Origin of the sequence: Brevibacterium litoralis (assembly GCF_040212315.1) — a bacterium.
In the GTDB taxonomy this organism is placed as follows: Bacteria; Actinomycetota; Actinomycetes; order Actinomycetales; family Brevibacteriaceae; genus Brevibacterium; species Brevibacterium litoralis.
Genome location: NZ_JBDIUY010000010.1, coordinates 274,166 through 291,920 on the forward strand (window position 1 = coordinate 274,166; position 17,755 = coordinate 291,920).

Consider the following 17,755-nt stretch of genomic DNA (forward strand, 5'->3'; position numbering starts at 1 on the left):
CGACGCAGCCGTCGGCACCCACCCGAGGAGGCGTGACCATGTCCGGGACCAAGGCATACGACCCGAGTGCACTGGAGAAGGCCAGCGGTCTGCGCTGGACGGAGATCGTCGCGGGTCTCGACGCCGCCGGCGGTGCCGCCCTCGACCACGCCGCGCTCGCCCGCGTGGCCGAGGACCTGCTCACCGGCCGGGTCGACACCGTCGGGTGGTGGGCGCAGGGCGCCGCCGTCGGTTATGAACAGGAGATCGGCAGGCGGCGCCCCGGCCAGCGGTCTGACGGGGCCTGGTCCGCGAGCGCCTCGAAGACCTTCCCCGGTGACCGGGACACGGCCCTCGCGGCGGTCGAGCAGGTGTTCGGCGGCCAGGAGCGCTCCCGAGGCGCCCTGTTCGGGGTGCCGTTCGCGGGGGAGGCCCGGACCTCCTCCACCGAGAAGTGGCGGTACTGGCGCGTCGACCTGGCCGACGGTTCCAAGGTCTCCGTGACGATCGGGGCGAAGGCTCCGGGAAAGGACGGTGCGGAGAAGTCCTCGATCGGGGTCGAGGTCGCAGGCCTGCCCGACGAGGGGTCGGTGGCCACGCGCAAGGCCGAACTCAAGGAGTTGCTGGCGCAGGTCGTCGGGCTGAACGGCCGGTGACCCCGTCCCTCAGGGCGCCAGGATCGGGTTCCAGGTCCCGGCCCACAGGGCGGCGGCCACCGCCACCGTGCACACCGCGAGCGTCCCGAGCACCAGGAGTCCGTCCCGGCGACGGAACACGACGGTGCGCGACCACGTGCGGTGCGGGGTCCCGAAGGCGCGGCCCTCCATCGCCATCGCCAGGCGCGTGCCCATCCGCACCGCCTGCACGAGCAGCGCGAACGCGAGCGGGAAGAACTCCCGCACCTTCCCCACCGGGCCCGTCGCACCGACACCGCGGGCCCGCCTGGCCGAGCGCAGCACCTGCCACTCGGCGAACAACAGGCTCACGAGGCGGCCGGCCGACAGCGCGGCGAGGACGAACCTCTCCGGCAACCGCACCTTCTGCACCAGCCCGTCGGCCAGGTCCGTCGGGTCCGTCGACACCGCGACGAGCACCGCCGGGACCGCGAGCGTGAGTGCACGGATCGCGATCGCGGCGCCGGCCGTCACCGTCCCGGTCGTCACGTCGAGCGGCCCGAGTTCCACGATCACCTCGCCCGTCCGCGGCGCCAACAACAGGGTCGCCCACCCGGCTGAGAGCGCCACCAACGGCAGGAACCACGTCCGCGCCAGGAACACCCGCCAGGGCAGGGCCGCCGGCACCACCGCGAGGGCCGCCACCAGCAGGATCCCCGCGCTCACCACGTCCACGCTCACGAGCACCGTGAACGTCACGAGGAACGCCGCCGTGATCTTCGCCAGCGGATCGAACCGGTGTGCCGCCCGCTCCTCGGTGGACACCGGCAGGGGAGTGGACACCGGCACCGCGGAACCGGCACCGTCGAGCTCCCGCTCCCGAGGCGCCCCGTCCTCGACCTCCTCACCCGCACTCCCGACCGGGTCCTCCTCCCACCGCACGGTCTCCAGGCGTTCGGCCGGGACGAGGGATTCGGGGAACCCCTCCTCGTGCGTGACGACGACGAGCGCGGTCCCGCGGGCCAGTTCCTCACGGAAGAGCTCGACGAGCGCCGCCCGGGTGCGCGGATCCTGACCGAAGGTCGGCTCGTCGAGGACGAGCACGTCCGGTGTGGCGGCGAGTACACACGCGACGCTCAATCGCCGCTTCTGCCCGCCGGACAGGGTGTGCGGGTGGGCGAGGGCGAGGTCGTCGAGGCCGACCCGGGCGAGCAGGGCCATGGACCGAGGTCCGATCTCCTCCTCCGGGACACCGGCGGTCCTCAGACCCAGTTCGATCTCCCCGGCGACCGTCCCGCGCAGGAACTGGTGTTCGGGATTCTGGAACACGGTGCCGATCCGCGCGGCGAGCGTGGGGGAGTCCCAGCTCCCGGGTGACGATCCCGCGGTGGAAGCGTCCGACACCCACTCGACGGACCCGGACACGGGCGGCAGCAGTCCGGCCAGAGTGAGGGCCGTCGTCGTCTTGCCCGCCCCATTGTCCCCGGTGAGAGCGAGGACGTGCCCGCCACGGACCTCCACATCGGTAACCGACCGGACCGCCACACCGTCCCGCCCGACCACGAGATCGCGGGTCCGCAGCAGGACGGTGCCGTCGGCAGTCCCGTCGGCAGTCCCGTCGGCAGTGCTGACGGCAGTGGCATCCATCCCGTCGGCGGCGCCGTCCGTGCCTCTGTCCCGGTCGGCGTCGCCCGGGTCCAGGACGTTCCCGATCTCCACCACCCGGTCCATGTGGTCGACCCACAGGTCCCGGTCGTGCTCGGTGACGACGAGTGTCGCGCCGGTCTCCCGGACCGCCCGGAGGACCGCGTCGCGGATCTGCGGGGACGTGCGCCGGTCCGTGTTCGCAGTCGGTTCGTCGAGCAGCACGAGTCCCGGCCGCATCGCGAGCACTCCCGCCACCGCGAGCCTCTGTTTCTGCCCGCCGGACAGTGCGGAGGTCGGGTGGTCGAGGTCGACGTCGAGCCCCACGGTGTCGAGGGCCGCGTGGACCCGCACGGAGATCTCGTCCGCAGGTACGCCCAGGTTCTCCGCACCGAAGGCCACGTCGTCGCCCACACGGGCGAGCAAGACCTGCGCGTCCGGGTCCTGGAGCACCAGGCCGGTGCGCCCCGAACGCGGGTCCGGGGCCTCACCGTCGACGAGCAAAGCACCCGCCGCCTCCCCGGACTCCGCGGGCAGGACCCCGGCCAGAGCGTGCAGCAGGGTCGACTTCCCACCCCCGGACGGGCCGGTGAGCAGGACCGTCTCCCCGGCCGCGATGTCGAGGTCGACCCCGCTCAGTGCCCACTTCTTCCGGTCGGCGTGCCGCCACCCGAACCCCCGGGCCGCGACCGAGGCGCCCTGCCTCCGTAGGGTCCCCGGTCCCGGGGCGGTCACCGGCTCAGACACGCGCGTTCGTGCGACCGGCGGCGAAGGCCGACAGGGCACCGGTGCGGGCGAGACCGCGGACGAGGACGTGGGCCAGCAGACCGGCGAGCACGATGCCGGAGACGGCTGCACACCCGGCGTAGACCCACTGCCAGGTCGGGGCCCACAGCGCGTTGTACATGACGTTCTCGCCGACGGCGAGGAACAGGCCGGCACCCAGACCGGACAGCAGCGCGGGGAGGATCCCCCAGCGGCGGTAGAGCAGGAGGGCGAACACGAGTTCCGCCCCGAGGCCCTGGATCAACCCGGACACGAGGACCTGCATGCCCCACTGGGTGCCGAGGACCGCGGAGATCGCAGCGGCGAGCACCTCGCAGTACAGGGCGGCGCCCGGTTTGCGGATGACGAGCCCGCCCACGGGACCGGCGAGGACCCAGATGCCGGTGAGGAGACCGGCGGCCGGCGGGAAGGCCGCGAAGGGCAGCGAGAGCACGCTCCAACCGGTGCTCCAGGCCCAGAAGACGACGCCGAGCGCGACGGCGAGGACCGAGGCGACGACGACGTCGACGACCCGCCAGCGCAGGCGATGGGTGGTGGATGACGGTGTCATGACGGTGGTCATGCGAACTACCTCCTGAATGAGGACAGGAGGGGATAAGAGATGCGACTCGACTTCCTTCGCCGGTCCTAACCGGATCAGGTTCGAGGGTCTGCGGTGGCCCGCACTCTCAGCGCCCCTGTTCCCGGATCGGTCCGGGCGGCGCTCCCCTGTCGTGTGCCGATGAATGTAGCCGGACCGGCGTGACTGGGGCAACGTGGGGGATGAGTGGCAGGGCGCCTCGGCGGCGGGGTCGGCGGAAAGCGGTGGGGTGCCGGGGTTGGGGCGGGGTCGGACTCAGGGGTGGATGCCCAGGTGGGTGAGTGCGGCGCGGACGATGTGCTCCTGGCCGCCCTGCATCTCGGCGACGACGTCCTCGCGGAGGGCCTCGGCGGGGGTGAGCCAGTCGAGGCTCAGGGCGTCCTTGCGGGGCTGGCACTCGCCGGTGACCGGCAGGACGTAGCACAGCGCGATCGCGTGCTGGCGGGGGTCGTGGTAGGGGCCGGCGCCGTCGGTGGGGAAGTACTCGGCAACGTGGAAGGGCGTGAGCGAGGGCGGCACCTGGGGGAGCGCGAGCGGGCCCAGGTCCTTCTCGGCGTGGCGCATGAGGGCGGTGCGGAGCGTCTCGTGGAAGCGGACGCGGCCGCCGACGATCTCGCGGCCGAGCGTACCGTCGGACATCGACGCGAGCAGCGTGCCGATCCGCGTGACGACGCCGTCGTCGCCCAGCCGGACGGGGACGGCGTTGACGTAGCTGAGCGGCAGGCGGCGGCGGAACTCGGTGAGTTCCTCGGGTTCCAGCCAGTTGTCGTCGAAATCGAGGGCGGTGCGCGTCATGGGAGCATGGTGTCACAGGACACACCCTTCCCCGCTCACTGAACAATCGTTAAGCTGATGCCTCCGGTCCCTTGCAGTATCTCAGCGCCACAAGTATCTTGACATCGAGAGAATCCATGGTGCGGGCCACATCCGCGCCGGTGGACCGTCCACGACCTGGACACGGCGGCCATGGAGATCCCGTGTCCGCGACGAAGGAGTCATCCGTGATCGAGCACGATGTCCGTACGTACAAGAGCTCCGAGAACCTCGCCCGCGAGGACCAGCTCGCCTGGAAGATCGCCGAGGTCGCCACCGACCCCGTGCCCGTCGACGCCGACGTCACGGACATGGTGATCAACCGCATCATCGACAACGCCTCCGTCGCCGCGGCCTCCGTGCGGCGCTCGGCCCCCACCCACGCCCGCGAGCAGGCACTGCCCCACACCACCCCGCAGCCGGGTGCCACCGTGTTCGGCATGCCGCTCGACCGGACCATTTCTCCGGAGTGGGCCGCCTGGGCCAACGGTGTGGCCGTCCGTGAGCTCGACTTCCACGACACCTTCCTCGCCAAGGAGTACTCGCACCCCGGCGACAACATCCCGCCGGTCCTCGCCGTCGCCCAGCACGTCGGCATCGGGGGAAAGGACCTCGTCAATGGCATCGCCACCGGCTACGAGTTCCAGGTCGACCTGGCCAAGGGCATCTGCCTGCACGAGCACAAGATCGACCACGTCGCGCACCTCGGCCCCTCCGCGGCCGCCGGTATCGGCGCCATGCTGAAGCTGCCGACGGAGGTCGTCTACCAGGCGGTCGGTCAGGCCCTGCACGTCACCACCGCCACCCGCCAGTCCCGCAAGGGCGAGATCTCCTCGTGGAAGGCCCACGCACCGGCCTTCGCCGGCAAGATGGCCGTCGAGGCGGTCGACCGCGCCATGCGCGGCGAGGGTGCACCCTCCCCGATCTACGAGGGTGAGGACGGCTTCATCGCCTGGATCCTCTCCGGTCCGGAGGCCCGCTACACCGTGCCGCTGCCGGGCAAGGGCGAGTCCAAGCGGGCGATCCTCGACACCTACACGAAGGAGCACTCGGCCGAATACCAGGGCCAGGCGCTCATCGACCTCGCCCGCAAGCTCGGCGGGCAGATCGACGACCTCACGAAGATCCGCAAGATCACGATCCACACCTCGCACCACACCCACAACGTGATCGGCACCGGTGCGAACGACCCGCAGAAGATGGACCCCAAGGCCTCGCGGGAGACCCTGGACCACTCGATCATGTACATCTTCGCGGTCGCGATGGAGGACCAGGGCTGGCACCACGAGAAGTCCTACGCCCCGGAGCGTGCCGGCCGTCCCGAGACCGTCGCCCTGTGGCACAAGATCGAGACGACCGAGGACCCGGAGTGGACCCGTCGCTACCACTCGACCGACCCGGACGAGGTCGCCTTCGGTGGTCGTGCGGTCATCGAGTTCGAGGACGGCAGCGTCCTGGAGGACGAGCTGGCCGTGGCCGACGCCCACCCCGCCGGTGCCCGCCCCTTCGTCCGTGAGAACTACGTCGAGAAGTTCCGCACGCTCGCCGAGGGCATCGTCACCGAGGCGGAGCAGAACCGCTTCCTCGACCTCGCCCAGAACCTCACCGAGCTCGGACCCGACGAGGTCCGGCAGCTGTCCTTCGCCGTCGAGGGCCTGGAGCACAGTGGTTCGAAGGGGATCTTCTGATGTTGGGCGCGACCACCCCGGCCCACGAGCGGCGCGCGCGGTTCCGCGAGCTGCTCGCCGGTGACGGGATCGTCCAGTTCCCCGGTGCCATCAACCCGATCAACGCCCAGCTCATCGAGCAGGCAGGCTTCGAGGGCGTCTACATCTCCGGTGGTGCCTTCTCCGCCGCGCAGGGTCTGCCCGACATCGGGCTCACGACCCTCACCGAGGTCGCCGACCACGGGCGGAACATCTCGCGGGTGACGAACCTGCCGACCTTCATCGACGCGGACACTGGCTGGGGCGAGGCGATGAACGTCGCCCGCACCGTCCAGGAGTTCGAGGACGCCGGCGTGGCCGGGATGCACCTGGAGGACCAGGTCAACCCCAAACGCTGCGGGCACCTCGACGGCAAGGAGGTCGTGTCCACCTCGGAGATGGTCAAGCGGATCAGTGCGGCCGCCAAGGGCCGGCGCGATCCGAACTTCGTCATCTGCGCCCGCACGGACGCCCGCGCCGGCGAGGGTCTGCAGGCGGCGATCGACCGGGCGAACGCCTACGCGGACGCCGGGGCGGACATGATCTTCCCCGAGGCCATGAAGGACCTCGGCGAGTTCGAGACCTTCGCGTCGAGCGTGAAGGTGCCGATCCTCGCGAACATGACGGAGTTCGGCAAGAGCGAACTCTTCACCACGCAGCAACTGGCGGACGTCGGCGTGAAGCTCGTCATCTACCCGGTGACGACCCTGCGCATCGCGATGGGCGCCATCAAGCGGGGCCTGGAGACCATCCGGGCCGAGGGGACACAGGCGTCCCTGGTCGAGGGCATGCAGACCCGGGCCGATCTCTACGAGACGATCGACTACGCGGCCTACAACGACTTCGACACCGACATCTTCAACTTCTCACAGGAGAACCACTCATGACCGAGCAGGAGATCAAGAAGGGCCTCGCGGGCGTCGTCGTCGACACCACCGCCGTGTCGAAGGTCGTCCAGGAGACCAACTCGCTCACCTACCGTGGGTACCCCGTCCAGGAGCTCGCCGCGAACTGCCGCTGGGAGGAGGTCGCGTACCTCATCTGGCACGGTGAGCTGCCCAGCGAGTCCCAGCTCGAGGAGTTCATGGCGCTGGAGCGCTCGCAGCGTGCCGTCGACCAGAAGCTCGTCGACCTCATCCTGTCGCTGCCGCAGGACACGCACCCCATGCACGTCGTGCAGACGGCCGTCGCCTACCTCGGTGCGGTCGACCCGGAGGCGGAGACGGAAGGGCCCGAGGCGAACCTGGCCAAGGCCCAGCGGCTCTACGCCCAGCTGCCCACGATCGTCGCGATCGACCACCGTCGTCGTCACGGCCTCGACCCGGTCGCCCCGACCTCCGACCTGGGCTACTCGGCCAACTTCTTCAAGATGGTCTTCGACGAGGTGCCCGCACAGGAGGTCGTCGACTGCTTCGACGTGTCGATGATCCTCTACGCCGAGCACTCCTTCAACGCCTCGACCTTCACCGGTCGGGTCATCACCTCGACGACCTCGGACATGTACTCCGCGGTCGCCGGCGCCGTCGGTGCCCTCAAGGGTGCCCTGCACGGTGGCGCGAACGAGGCCGTCATGGCCACGCTCGAAGAGGTCGGCAGCGCGGAAAAGGCCTCGTCGTGGATCGACGAGGCGCTCGCCCGCAAGGAGAAGATCATGGGCTTCGGCCACCGGGTCTACAAGAACGGTGACTCCCGCGTGCCCACGATGAAGAAGGCCTTCGAAGCGATGGTCGAGGTCAAGGGTGCGAAGGACCTCTACGCGCTCTACGCCGAATTCGAGAAGCAGTTCGTCGACCGCAAGGGGATCTACCCGAACCTCGACTACCCGTCGGGCCCGGCCTACCACCTCATGGGCTTCGACACCCCGCAGTTCACGCCGATCTTCGTGATGTCCCGCATCACCGGCTGGACCGCGCACATCATGGAGCAGCAGGCCTCGAACGCGCTCATCCGTCCGCTCAGCGCCTATGACGGTGAGGACCAGCGCGAGGTCCCCACGAAGGCGTGAGCCCCATCTCGCGGAGCCTGTCGTGACAGCAGCACCGGGGGCGCACTCCGTCCCCCTCGTCGAGGGTTTCGACCTCACCGTGGACGGTGGGGTCGGGACCCTCGTCATCGACCGGCAGGACAGGCGCAATGCGCTCTCGCGGGCCATGTGGCACGCCCTGCCGGGCATCGTCGCCGCCGTGGACGAGGACCCGTCGATCCGGGTCCTCGTCCTCACCGGGGCCGGTGACCACTTCTCCGCGGGTTCCGACATCCACGATCTCGACGTGCCCCTGCCCGACTTCTGGGCGACGAACGCCGAGGCCGAGGCGGTCCTGGCCGAGTGCCGGATCCCCACGATCGCCGCGATCCGGGGCACCTGTGTGGGTGGCGGTACTGAACTCGCCTGCGCCTGTGATTTCCGGATCGCCGCACCCGGCAGCCGGTTCGGGGTGACGGCGGCCAAGCTCGGCCTCGTCTACCCGCCCGGACCCACCCGCCGTCTGGCGCAGGTGGTCGGTACCGGCTGGGCCAAGTACCTGCTCACGACCGGGAACCTCATCGACACCGAGCGTGCGGACCGCCTGGGTCTCCTGCACGAGGTGAGCGAGGATCCGCTGACCGCCGCGTACGCGCTGGCCGCGACCATCACGTCCCGCTCACCACTGAGTCAGACGGCCTCCGCCCACCTGCTCGCCGGCCACGACTTCACCGCCGACCAGCTCGACTGGCTGGCCGGGGCTTACGCGCAGGAGATCACCGAGGGGCAGGCCGCCTTCTTCGAACGCCGCCCCCCGGAGTTCACCCTCGGCCGGACCGACTTCCCCACCTGAGTCGCACCCCGCTCGCTCCCCGCACCGCTCGGTTCACGAACGAACGTTAGAATCCCAGCCATGCGTCTCGCCGTCCTCGACATCGGCTCCAACAGCGTCCACCTGCTCGTGGTCGACGCCCATGCCGGAGCCCCGCCCATGCCCGCCACCTCCCACAAGGAGGTGATGCGTCTGGCGGAGAACCTGGAACCGGACGGCACCATCTCCCGGCTGGGGCAGGACCGGCTGGTGAACTTCTGCTCCGACGCCACCCGGATCGCCGAGGAACAGGGTGCGGAGCAGATCCTCGCCTTCGCGACCTCCGCCATCCGCGAGGCGCCCAACGGTGAGGAGACCATCGCTCGCGTCGAGAAGGAAGCGGGGGTGTCCCTGCGGGTGATGAGCGGGGAGGACGAGGCCCGCGTGACCTTCCTCGCCGCACGTCGTTGGTTCGGGTGGTCCGCCGGCAACATCCTGCTCCTCGACATCGGTGGCGGATCCCTGGAGATCGCCGCCGGCCGCGAGGAGGACCCGGACGCCGCGCTGTCGGTGCCGCTCGGGGCCGGCCGGATGCACCACCGGTTCCTCTCCACGGACCTGCCCAGCGACGCCGATCTGGAGTCCCTGCGCAAGCACGCGCGGCACACGATTGGCCGGATCGCCGGGACCATCAACCGGGTGGGCCGTCCGGACAAGGTGGTCGGCTCCTCCAAGACCTTCCGCTCGCTCGCCCGCATCGCCGGGGCCGCACCGAGCAACCAGGGCATCTACGTGCCCCGCAAGCTGCGCCGGAACGACCTGCACGAGGTCGTCGAGCGGCTGGCCGCCCGCACCCCGGAGGAGCGGGCCCAGCTGCCCGGCGTCTCCGAGGCGCGTGCCGGGCAGGTGCTCGCCGGGGCCCTCGTCGCCGAGGCGGCCTTCACCATCTTCGACATCAGCCACATGCGCATCAGCCCCTGGGCCCTGCGCGAGGGGATCATCATGCGCAAGCTCGATCTGCTCGCCGGGACGGGGACGACCGCGATGCAGGCGTGACAGGCGCCTCGGGCGCGGGCGGGTCTACCATCGGGGACGTGAACGAGGAGACCACCCGCCGCAGGACACCGCTCACCGCGCGCAACCGCGCCCGGGCGGACAGCCGTCGGCACCGGTCGGAGCTCAGCGCCAACCCGGCCTACGACCACGACACCGTCCACACCTCCGACCACCCCATCCGGATCGGTCTGTCGACGTCCTCGGTCTACCCGATGACGGTGACGGAGTGCTTCACCACCGCCGAGCGTCTGGGCTACGACGGTGTCGAGGTGATGGTGACGAACCACGAGGAGACACAGGACCCGGACTTCATGAACGGGCTCGTCGAGAAGACGGGTCTGCCGGTCCTCAGCCTCCACGCGCCCACCCTGTTGTTCATGCCCGGGGTGCTCCACAAGGACCACTGGGAGAAGTTGCGGATCACCTGCCGACTGGCTGCCGCGGTCGGGGCCGGGTGCGTCGTCCTTCACCCGCCCTTCCGGTGGCAGGGGGACTACGCCCGGGACTTCGTGCCCGGCGTCCGGCGGATCGCGCAGGAGACCGGCGTGACGCTCGCGGTCGAGAACATGTACCCGTGGCGGGCCGGGATCCGCGAGGTCATCGTCTACTCCCCGCACTGGGACAACCGCGGACAGGACTACGACGCCGTCACCTTCGACTTCTCCCACGCCGCGACCGCGGGTGTGAACGCCCTCGACGCCGTCGAGGAGCTCTACCCCGTCCTCGCCCACGTGCACCTCACCGACGGGGCGGGGTCCCTCAAGGACGAGCACCTGGTCCCGGGACGTGGGACCATGGCAGTGGCGGAGACCCTCCAGTACCTGGCCCGCCACGACTGGCACGGCGACGTGGTCGTCGAGGTGAACACCCGGTTCGTGGTCTCGAAGCGCACCCGCGACGAGATGCTCGCGGAGTCCTTGGGCTTCGCCCGCCGGCACCTCGGCCTCGACGCCTGAGGCCGCGCGCTCGGGCCGCAGGACCTGATCCCGGACGGGACCGGGAGTGAAAGTCGTGTAAAACCCGGTGGCCGGGATGTTTCGGACGGCGAGGCCCGCGCTCCCGCCACTTAGTGTTCCCTTCATGACCATCACAGAGGCAGACATCGTGGCGGACCGGCCGACGACCGAGGCACTCGTCCAGGTCTCGGACGTCGACAAGTTCTACGGAGATTTCCACGCGCTCAAGGCCATCGACCTGGACATCGCGGAGGGCGAGGTGGTCGTCATCATCGGCCCCTCCGGGTCGGGGAAGTCGACCCTGTGTCGGACGATCAACCGGTTGGAGACGATCGAGGCCGGGGAGATCCGGATCGACGGGACACCACTGCCGGCCGAAGGTGCGGCACTGGCGAAACTGCGCGCCGACGTCGGGATGGTCTTCCAGTCCTTCAACCTCTTCGCCCACATGACGATCCTGGAGAACGTGACGCTCGGCCCGATCCGGGTCCGCGGGATGAAGAAGACCGCGGCCGAGGACCTGGCCATGGAACTGTTGGACCGGGTGGGGATCGCGCACCAGGCGAACAAGTTCCCCGCACAGCTCTCCGGAGGACAGCAGCAGCGGGTGGCGATCGCGCGGTCACTCGCGATGAAGCCGAAGGTCATGCTCTTCGACGAACCCACCTCGGCGCTCGACCCGGAGATGATCAACGAGGTCCTCGACGTCATGGTCACCCTCGCCCAGGAGGGCATGACGATGGTCGTCGTCACCCATGAGATGGGCTTCGCGCGGAAGGCAGCGAACCGGGTGGTCTTCATGGCCGACGGCGAGATCGTGGAGGTCGCCGAGCCCGAGAAGTTCTTCACCGACCCGCAGTCCGCCCGCGCCAAGGACTTCCTCTCGAAGATCCTCACCCACTGATGCCCGGCTCTCTCCCAGCCCTCACCTCGGCCGGACCGACGGCACCCCTCGTGTGGATCTCCGAGGCGCTCGACCCGGCTGTGGCCGAACGTCTCTCCGCATATCGCGTCGTGCCCGGGTACGGCCCCGAGGGTGTCGACTTCTCCCGGGTGGCCGGGGAGGTCGAGGCGGTGATCGTGCGGGCCTTCCCGTTCCCCGCGGACCTGGTCGAGTCCGCACCCCGCCTGCGGGTCATCGCCCGCCACGGGGTCGGGTACGACGCGGTGGCGGTCGACACGGCGAGTGCGCGGGGTGTTTTCGTGACGAACACCCCGGGCGCCAACCGGTATTCGGTGGCGGAGCTGGCGATCGGACTGCTCATCAACGCGTTCCACCGGTTGCCGGCCGCCGGTGCGGTCACCTCGAAGAAGGACGCCCTGCACCACATGGGCAAGGAACTGCGGGACGCGGTCCTCACGATCGTGGGTGCCGGTGACATCGGGACGGAGACCGCCCGGATGGCATCCGCCCTCGGGATGCGGGTCGTCCTCGCGATCACCCCGGGGTCCTCTCCGGAACGGGTCGAACGCCTGTGTGCCAAGGCCCGGTGCCTGGACGCCGAGGTGCTGCCGCTCGCCGAGGCGGCCGCGGCCTGTGACGCACTGAGCGTCCACGTCCCGCTCACCCCGGAGACGCACCACCTCGTCGATGCCGACCTCATCGCCCGGATGCGGACGGACGCGGTGGTCGTGAACACGGCCCGTGGGGGAGTGGTCGACGACCGCGCGCTCGCCGGGGCGATCCGCGAGGGCCGGCTGGGCGGCGCGGGTCTCGACTGTACGGAGGTGGAGCCCGTCCCGGCGGACCACGAGCTGCGTGACCTCCCGAGCGTCCAGGTGCTCCCGCACATCGGCAGTCTCACCCACCAGACGATGCGCCGGGTGGGTCTCGCCGCGGCCGAGGCGGTCGACGACGTCCTGTCCGGGCGGACTCCTGCGCACGTGGTGAACCCGGAGGCCTTCGAGGTGTCCACCGTGGATTCGATGGTCACGAAGTGATTGCGATCACATGATGATTCTTGGCTGAAACATTCCGGGCGTCCGGCTGTCACACGGTCTTCGTAGGTTCGATCGCATCATCCCCTCTCACAGAGCTAGGAAACACGATGACGATCACGAAACGATTCGGTAAGGCCACTGCGTGGAAGGCCTCCGCGGTCGCCGGAGTTCTCGTCCTCACCCTCGCCGGGTGTGGCCAGAGCGGCAGCCCCACCAGCGACGAGGCAGAGTCCGAGGGTGGGGGCGAGGCCCCCACCTACACCCTGGCCGAGGACTTCTCCCTGGAGGGCAGCCCCACCTGGGACACGATCACGGAGAACGGCACGATCCGGATCGGGATGGCCTTCGACGCCCCGGGCCTGTCCTACAAGGGCACGACGGACGACGTGCCGGCCGGGTACAACGCGGAGGTCGCCAAGGTGATCGTCGCGGGCCTCGGGTTGGAGGAGGACCAGATCGAGTACGTCGAGTCGGTCACCGCCAACCGTGAGCCCTTCCTCCAGAACGGCCAGGTCGACATGGTCGTCTCCAGCTACACGATCAACGACGAACGCAAACAGGTGGTCGACTTCGCCGGCCCCTACTTCACCGCCGGTCAGGACCTCCTGGTGCCGGACGATTCCGACATCACCAGTTCGGACGACCTGGCCGGGAAGTCCGTGTGCGCCACCGTCGGTTCGACACCGGCGCAGAACATCGAGGCGAACTTCCCGGACACCGAGCTCGTCACCTACGACGGCAACTCCAAGTGCTTCCAGGACCTGCAGAGCGGCAACATCGACGCGATGACGACCGACGACATCGTCCTGCGCGGGTTCGCCGCCACGGACGAGGGCTACCACGTCATCGGGGAGACCTTCACCGACGAGCCCTACGGTGTCGGCCTGCCCAAGGGTGACGACGTGTTCCGTGACGCCGTGAACGACATCCTCGAGGCAGGTGCGGAGGGCGGCAACGGCGACCTGCTCGCCGCCTGGGAGTACTCCTTCGGCGGACCCGACGGATACCAGGACCCGGAGGTCGACCGGTACTGACCGCGTCGTCACGACCCCCGTCCGTCCCGCCGGGTCGGGCCGTCCGGTGGAGGACATCGCTGGTCACAGGGTGTCCTCCACCGGACGGCCCGGTCGCCGGTGAACCCCGAGAGGTCCCCTCATGACCACGACCGACGTCCTGGTGAACTTCGGACACGGTGTGCTCGGTGCACTGGAACTGTTCGTCCTCGCCGGTGTCATCTCCCTCCTCCTCGGAGCGGTGCTCGCAGTGCTCCGGGTCTCCCCGATCCCCGTCTTCCGCGCCATCGGAACCGTCTACGTGACCATCGTGCGCAACACGCCCCTCGTGTTGCTCATGTTCTTCTGCGTCTTCGGTCTGCCGCTCCTGGCGGTGCGTTTCAGTGACTCCGCGGCGATCAATTCCTTCTTCTACGCGGTGCTGGCCCTGGGCCTGTACACCGCCGCCTTCGTCTGTGAGGTCTTCCGCTCCGGGATCGCCACGATTCCCGTCGGCCAGTCCGAGGCCGCCCGGGCCATCGGTCTGGGCTTCTTCCAGAGCCTCCGGTTCGTCGTGCTGCCCCAGGCGATCCGCACCGTGCTGGCGCCACTGGCGAGCGTGATGATCACGATGCTCAAGGGCACCTCGATCGCCTCGGCCTTCAACAACCAGGAGATCATCTACGCGATGAAGAACGCGATCGAGAAACGCGGTGACATCGTCGTCCCCATCCTCCTCGGCACCGCCCTCGTGTACCTCGCCCTCAACCTGCTCCTGGGTCGATTGTTCACCTACCTCGAGCACAAGGCGGTGATCCTGCGATGAGTGCACCGGCGGACAGCGCGCTCAAACACTTCGACGTGCCGGGTCCGAGGACCCTGCGGACCATCCGGACCCTCACGGTCCTCGGGATCGTCCTCGTCCTCGGCATCATCGCTTTCGTCATCTACCGGTTCCAGGTGACGGGACAGCTCGAAGCCGACAAGTGGACGCCCTTCCTCTACGTCGACATCCAGATGGCACTTCTCGAAGGGATACTCGCGACGATCCGTGTGGCGGCGGTCTCCGCGGTCCTCACCCTGGCGATCGGACTGACCTTCGGCCTGCTCCAGTTGTCGCCGAACCGGTGGATCGCGATCCCGGCCAAGGTGGTCATGGAGACCTTCCGCGGCGTCCCGGTCCTCCTGCTCATCTTCATCATGTTCTATCTGGGGCAGGGGGCCCTGAGTTCGTTCTGGTCCGTGTGCCTGGGCGTGGCCGCCTACAACGGCATGGTCGTCGCGGAGATCGTCCGGGCCGGGATCCTGTCGGTGCCGAAGGGCCAGTCGGAGGCCGGTCTGAGTGTGGGTCTCACCCGGGCCCAGGTCATGCGCACCATCCAGCTTCCGCAGGCACTGAGAGCGATGACCCCGACGCTCGTGAGTCAGATGGTCGTCATGCTCAAGGACTCGGCCCTGGGGTACATGGTCAATTACACGGATCTCCTCTACGTGGTCAACAACATCGGGCGCGATTTCAACAATCTGCTCCCGACCTTCATGGTCGGCTCCGTCGTCTACGTGTGCCTCAACCTGGGTATCTCCGGGATCGCCAAGCTCCTGGAGAGGCGCCAGGTGCGGAAGGCGAAGGTCGCGACGGTCTGAGTATCCGTGCCGGACGCACCGCGGCGCACGGACCTCCTGGGGTCCGAGCGCCGCGGTCCGTCCGGGGCCACGCGATCAGCCGTCGATCTCCTTGATCCCCAGTTCGATCCGGTCGAGTGCCGTCGAGAGCGTGGAGAGGTCCGTCGCGAACGACAGTCGCAACCGGCCCTCGCCACCGGGCCCGTATTCGGCTCCGGCCCGCAGCGAGACGCCTCGCGAGGCGAACTCCAGGCGCATGTCCTCCGAAGGACGGTCCTGCGGGTACGTGAAGAACGTGTAGAAGGCGCCCTGCGGCGGGGTGTGGGTGACCCCGGGGATCTGTTCGAGGCGTGCCGAGACGAAGTCGCGGCGCTCGCGGAATGCGGCGACCATGTCGGTGTAGGCCGCCTCGCCCATCTCCACGGCGGTGATGGCCGCCTGTTGGACCGCGGAGTTCACGCCACCATTCATCGTGCGGTGCACGTAGGTGAGGACCGGGGCCAAGGGCTCCGGAACCGTCACGTACCCCAGGCGCCACCCGGTCATCGCATAGGTCTTCGAGAAGGTCTGCACGTGGATCGTGCGGTGGGCGAGTGAGGGGACAGCCAGCGCCGAGGTGAACGGTGCGTCGAACGCGAAACTGTCGTACGCCTCGTCGGACAGGAGCAGGGTGTCCGTGCCCTCCAGCAGGGATCCCAGGTGTTCGAGGTCCTCGCGTGGGAAGACCGCCCCGGTCGGGTTGCCCGGGTTGCAGAGCACGATCATCCGTGCGCCCGGCAGACGCGACTCCAGGACGGCGAGGTCGAGTTGGTGATCCGGGGTGAGGGGGACCAGGTCGACGCTGCCGCCGGCGAGCTCGACGAGGTCGGCGTAGAGCGAGTAGGTGGGTTCCGGGATCACGACCCGATCGCCCGGTGACACCACGGTCAGCACAGCAGCCATGAGTCCGGCGGAACCGCCGTGGGTGACGACCACCTCGGCCGCGGTGATGTCCCGGGAGGACCGGGTGTTCAGATGCGCCGCGAGAACCGCCCGCAGCTCCGGATCGCCCTGGGGATCGGGGTAGTGGGTGAAACCGGCTGCCAACGCGGTGTTCATCGCCGCGACGATCGGGGCAGGCGTGTCGAAGTCCGGTTCACCGCGGGACAGGTCGACGAGGTCGTCGACGGCCGGGACCGGGCGCCCGCGCAAGGAGGAGGATCGGATGCGGTCGATGGTGGAGTTCACGGTGAGAAGGCCCACGGAACGCTCCTGGGGTGGGGGACGGGGTCGGGAGGGGAGGGCACGGCCGCACGGACGGTCGACCTCGTGGTCAACCTATCCAGACTGCGTGAAGGCGGTGTTTCGGTGAGGGGTCGCGTACCGTGGAGGGTCGGAAGACCAGGCCACGGGAGTGGCACGACGAGGGTGGAGCGCCCGTCACCGGGTGCCCACCTGCCAGGACGAAAGAGACTTCATGAAGATCGCATTCATCGGTACCGGCAACATGGGAGGCTCGCTGCTGCGCGGCGTCCTCGCGGGCGAGGCGGGCAAGCGCGCCCAGGTCGTCGCGACCACCCGCTCGCAGTCCTCCGCGCAGGCACTCGCCTCCGACCTGGACATCCGTGTCCTGTCGCAGGAGGAGGACCCCGCGGCCAACCGGGCCGCTGCGACCGATGCGGACTTCGTGTTCCTGGGCGTCAAGCCCTGGATGATGGCCGACACCCTGGTCGAGCTCCACGACGCACTGCGGGAGGACGCCGTCGTCGTCTCGATGGCCGCCGGTGTCTCCCTCGACCAGCTCGCCGCGGCCGCTGCCGGGCGTCGCGTCGTGCGCATCATGCCCAACACCCCCTCCTCGATCGGCCTGGGCGTCATCACGCTCGCCGCGGGTGGGGGCGTCACGGAGGCCGAGATCGCCGAGATCTCGGCCCTCCTCAAGGGTGCCGGCGTCGTCGTGCCGATCCCCGAGGCCGAGATCCACGCCTCGATCGCCGTCGCCGGGTCCGCCGTCGCCTACTTCTTCCTCGTCATGGAGTCGCTCGTCGAGGCCGGTGTCGCCCAGGGCCTCACCCGCGAGGCCGCCACGCAGATGGTCGTCGGCACCGCCAACGGCGCCGGCCGGCTCGCCGCGCAGAACCCCGACCCGGTCGCACTTCGCAAGGCCGTCACCTCGAAGGGCGGCACGACCGCCGCGGCACTCGGATCCCTCGAGGACGACGACATCCGCGGCCTCATGGCCCGCGCCGCCCAGGCGGCCGTCGACCGCTCGAAGGAGATGGAAGCCGGGAACTGACCGGCGTCTCCGTCAC

The 17,755-nt window shown here is 69.4% G+C and carries 17 protein-coding genes and 1 riboswitch; of the genes, 13 read left to right on the forward strand and 4 right to left on the reverse strand.

Annotation, left to right across the window (positions count from 1 at the left end):
• Positions 1–38: 38 nt before the first annotated feature.
• Positions 39–635 (forward strand): hypothetical protein, encoded by a 597-nt coding sequence (locus tag AAD496_RS03310; RefSeq protein WP_349827209.1) that lies wholly within the window; start codon positions 39–41, stop codon positions 633–635.
• Positions 636–644: 9 nt separating this feature from the next.
• Here the strand turns inward: AAD496_RS03310 and AAD496_RS03315 are convergent, their stop codons facing one another.
• The 3 genes from AAD496_RS03315 to AAD496_RS03325 all read right to left on the reverse strand — a co-directional run bounded on the left by AAD496_RS03315 (position 645) and on the right by AAD496_RS03325 (position 4,398).
• A complete protein-coding gene (locus AAD496_RS03315; protein ID WP_349827210.1) occupies positions 645–2,984 on the reverse strand; it encodes an ATP-binding cassette domain-containing protein in 2,340 nt (779 codons plus the stop codon).
• Positions 2,977–3,585, reverse strand: a complete 609-nt coding sequence (locus AAD496_RS03320; RefSeq protein WP_349827212.1) for an ECF transporter S component — start codon at positions 3,583–3,585, stop codon at positions 2,977–2,979. The genes AAD496_RS03315 and AAD496_RS03320 overlap by 8 nt, the downstream gene beginning before the upstream one ends.
• Positions 3,586–3,619: 34 nt before the next feature.
• Positions 3,620–3,743, reverse strand: a riboswitch (TPP riboswitch).
• 115 nt (positions 3,744–3,858) lie between these two features.
• Positions 3,859–4,398: a DUF4916 domain-containing protein gene (locus tag AAD496_RS03325; protein ID WP_349827213.1), complete on the reverse strand. Its 540-nt coding sequence runs from the start codon at positions 4,396–4,398 to the stop codon at positions 3,859–3,861.
• Between the two features lie 206 nt (positions 4,399–4,604).
• Here AAD496_RS03325 and AAD496_RS03330 point away from each other — a divergent pair, with 206 nt between their 5' ends.
• From AAD496_RS03330 to AAD496_RS03380, 11 genes are all read left to right on the forward strand, one after another.
• Positions 4,605–6,104 carry an MmgE/PrpD family protein gene (locus AAD496_RS03330; RefSeq protein WP_349827214.1) on the forward strand — a complete coding sequence of 500 codons (1,500 nt, stop codon included), beginning with the start codon at positions 4,605–4,607 and terminating at the stop codon, positions 6,102–6,104.
• Positions 6,104–7,009: a methylisocitrate lyase gene (gene prpB / locus AAD496_RS03335; protein WP_349827215.1), complete on the forward strand. Its 906-nt coding sequence runs from the start codon at positions 6,104–6,106 to the stop codon at positions 7,007–7,009. The genes AAD496_RS03330 and prpB overlap by 1 nt, the downstream gene beginning before the upstream one ends.
• A complete protein-coding gene (locus tag AAD496_RS03340; protein WP_349827216.1) occupies positions 7,006–8,127 on the forward strand; it encodes a bifunctional 2-methylcitrate synthase/citrate synthase in 1,122 nt (373 codons plus the stop codon). Before prpB ends, AAD496_RS03340 begins: the two co-directional genes overlap by 4 nt.
• A 22-nt stretch (positions 8,128–8,149) precedes the next feature.
• Complete coding sequence (locus AAD496_RS03345; RefSeq protein ID WP_349827217.1) at positions 8,150–8,938, forward strand: enoyl-CoA hydratase/isomerase family protein; 789 nt, start codon at positions 8,150–8,152, stop codon at positions 8,936–8,938.
• 60 nt (positions 8,939–8,998) lie between these two features.
• Positions 8,999–9,952 (forward strand): Ppx/GppA phosphatase family protein, encoded by a 954-nt coding sequence (locus AAD496_RS03350; protein ID WP_349827218.1) that lies wholly within the window; start codon positions 8,999–9,001, stop codon positions 9,950–9,952.
• 38 nt (positions 9,953–9,990) lie between these two features.
• Positions 9,991–10,908 carry a sugar phosphate isomerase/epimerase family protein gene (locus AAD496_RS03355; RefSeq protein ID WP_349827219.1) on the forward strand — a complete coding sequence of 306 codons (918 nt, stop codon included), beginning with the start codon at positions 9,991–9,993 and terminating at the stop codon, positions 10,906–10,908.
• Positions 10,909–11,032: 124 nt separating this feature from the next.
• Complete coding sequence (locus AAD496_RS03360; RefSeq protein ID WP_349827220.1) at positions 11,033–11,812, forward strand: amino acid ABC transporter ATP-binding protein; 780 nt, start codon at positions 11,033–11,035, stop codon at positions 11,810–11,812.
• Entirely contained in the window at positions 11,812–12,849 is a 1,038-nt protein-coding gene (locus tag AAD496_RS03365; protein ID WP_349827221.1) for an NAD(P)-dependent oxidoreductase, read from the forward strand. The genes AAD496_RS03360 and AAD496_RS03365 overlap by 1 nt, the downstream gene beginning before the upstream one ends.
• A gap of 107 nt (positions 12,850–12,956) precedes the next feature.
• Positions 12,957–13,883, forward strand: a complete 927-nt coding sequence (locus tag AAD496_RS03370; RefSeq protein WP_349827222.1) for a glutamate ABC transporter substrate-binding protein — start codon at positions 12,957–12,959, stop codon at positions 13,881–13,883.
• Between the two features lie 121 nt (positions 13,884–14,004).
• Positions 14,005–14,667 (forward strand): amino acid ABC transporter permease, encoded by a 663-nt coding sequence (locus AAD496_RS03375; RefSeq protein ID WP_349827223.1) that lies wholly within the window; start codon positions 14,005–14,007, stop codon positions 14,665–14,667.
• Complete coding sequence (locus AAD496_RS03380) at positions 14,664–15,485, forward strand: amino acid ABC transporter permease (protein ID WP_349827224.1); 822 nt, start codon at positions 14,664–14,666, stop codon at positions 15,483–15,485. The genes AAD496_RS03375 and AAD496_RS03380 overlap by 4 nt, the downstream gene beginning before the upstream one ends.
• 75 nt (positions 15,486–15,560) lie before the next feature.
• Here AAD496_RS03380 and AAD496_RS03385 read toward each other — a convergent pair whose 3' ends face one another.
• Positions 15,561–16,706, reverse strand: a complete 1,146-nt coding sequence (locus AAD496_RS03385; RefSeq protein WP_349827225.1) for a pyridoxal phosphate-dependent aminotransferase — start codon at positions 16,704–16,706, stop codon at positions 15,561–15,563.
• Positions 16,707–16,920: 214 nt separating this feature from the next.
• On the opposite strand from AAD496_RS03385, the gene proC reads away from it, so the two are divergent.
• Entirely contained in the window at positions 16,921–17,739 is an 819-nt protein-coding gene (proC, locus tag AAD496_RS03390) for a pyrroline-5-carboxylate reductase (protein ID WP_349827226.1), read from the forward strand.
• Positions 17,740–17,755 lie beyond the last annotated feature (16 nt).

Excerpts from the sequence above, each read along its gene's own strand:
- prpB (WP_349827215.1), top strand. The coding sequence starts at position 6,104 with ATGTTGGGCGCGACCACCCCGGCCCACGAGCGGCGCGCGCGGTTCCGC.
- AAD496_RS03365 (WP_349827221.1), top strand. The coding sequence starts at position 11,812 with ATGCCCGGCTCTCTCCCAGCCCTCACCTCGGCCGGACCGACGGCACCC.
- proC (WP_349827226.1), top strand. The coding sequence starts at position 16,921 with ATGAAGATCGCATTCATCGGTACCGGCAACATGGGAGGCTCGCTGCTG.
- AAD496_RS03370 (WP_349827222.1), top strand. The coding sequence starts at position 12,957 with ATGACGATCACGAAACGATTCGGTAAGGCCACTGCGTGGAAGGCCTCC.
- AAD496_RS03350 (WP_349827218.1), top strand. The coding sequence starts at position 8,999 with ATGCGTCTCGCCGTCCTCGACATCGGCTCCAACAGCGTCCACCTGCTC.
- AAD496_RS03325 (WP_349827213.1), bottom strand. The coding sequence starts at position 4,398 with ATGACGCGCACCGCCCTCGATTTCGACGACAACTGGCTGGAACCCGAG.
- AAD496_RS03360 (WP_349827220.1), top strand. The coding sequence starts at position 11,033 with ATGACCATCACAGAGGCAGACATCGTGGCGGACCGGCCGACGACCGAG.
- AAD496_RS03320 (WP_349827212.1), bottom strand. The coding sequence starts at position 3,585 with ATGACCACCGTCATGACACCGTCATCCACCACCCATCGCCTGCGCTGG.
- AAD496_RS03340 (WP_349827216.1), top strand. The coding sequence starts at position 7,006 with ATGACCGAGCAGGAGATCAAGAAGGGCCTCGCGGGCGTCGTCGTCGAC.
- AAD496_RS03375 (WP_349827223.1), top strand. The coding sequence starts at position 14,005 with ATGACCACGACCGACGTCCTGGTGAACTTCGGACACGGTGTGCTCGGT.
- AAD496_RS03380 (WP_349827224.1), top strand. The coding sequence starts at position 14,664 with ATGAGTGCACCGGCGGACAGCGCGCTCAAACACTTCGACGTGCCGGGT.
- AAD496_RS03310 (WP_349827209.1), top strand. The coding sequence starts at position 39 with ATGTCCGGGACCAAGGCATACGACCCGAGTGCACTGGAGAAGGCCAGC.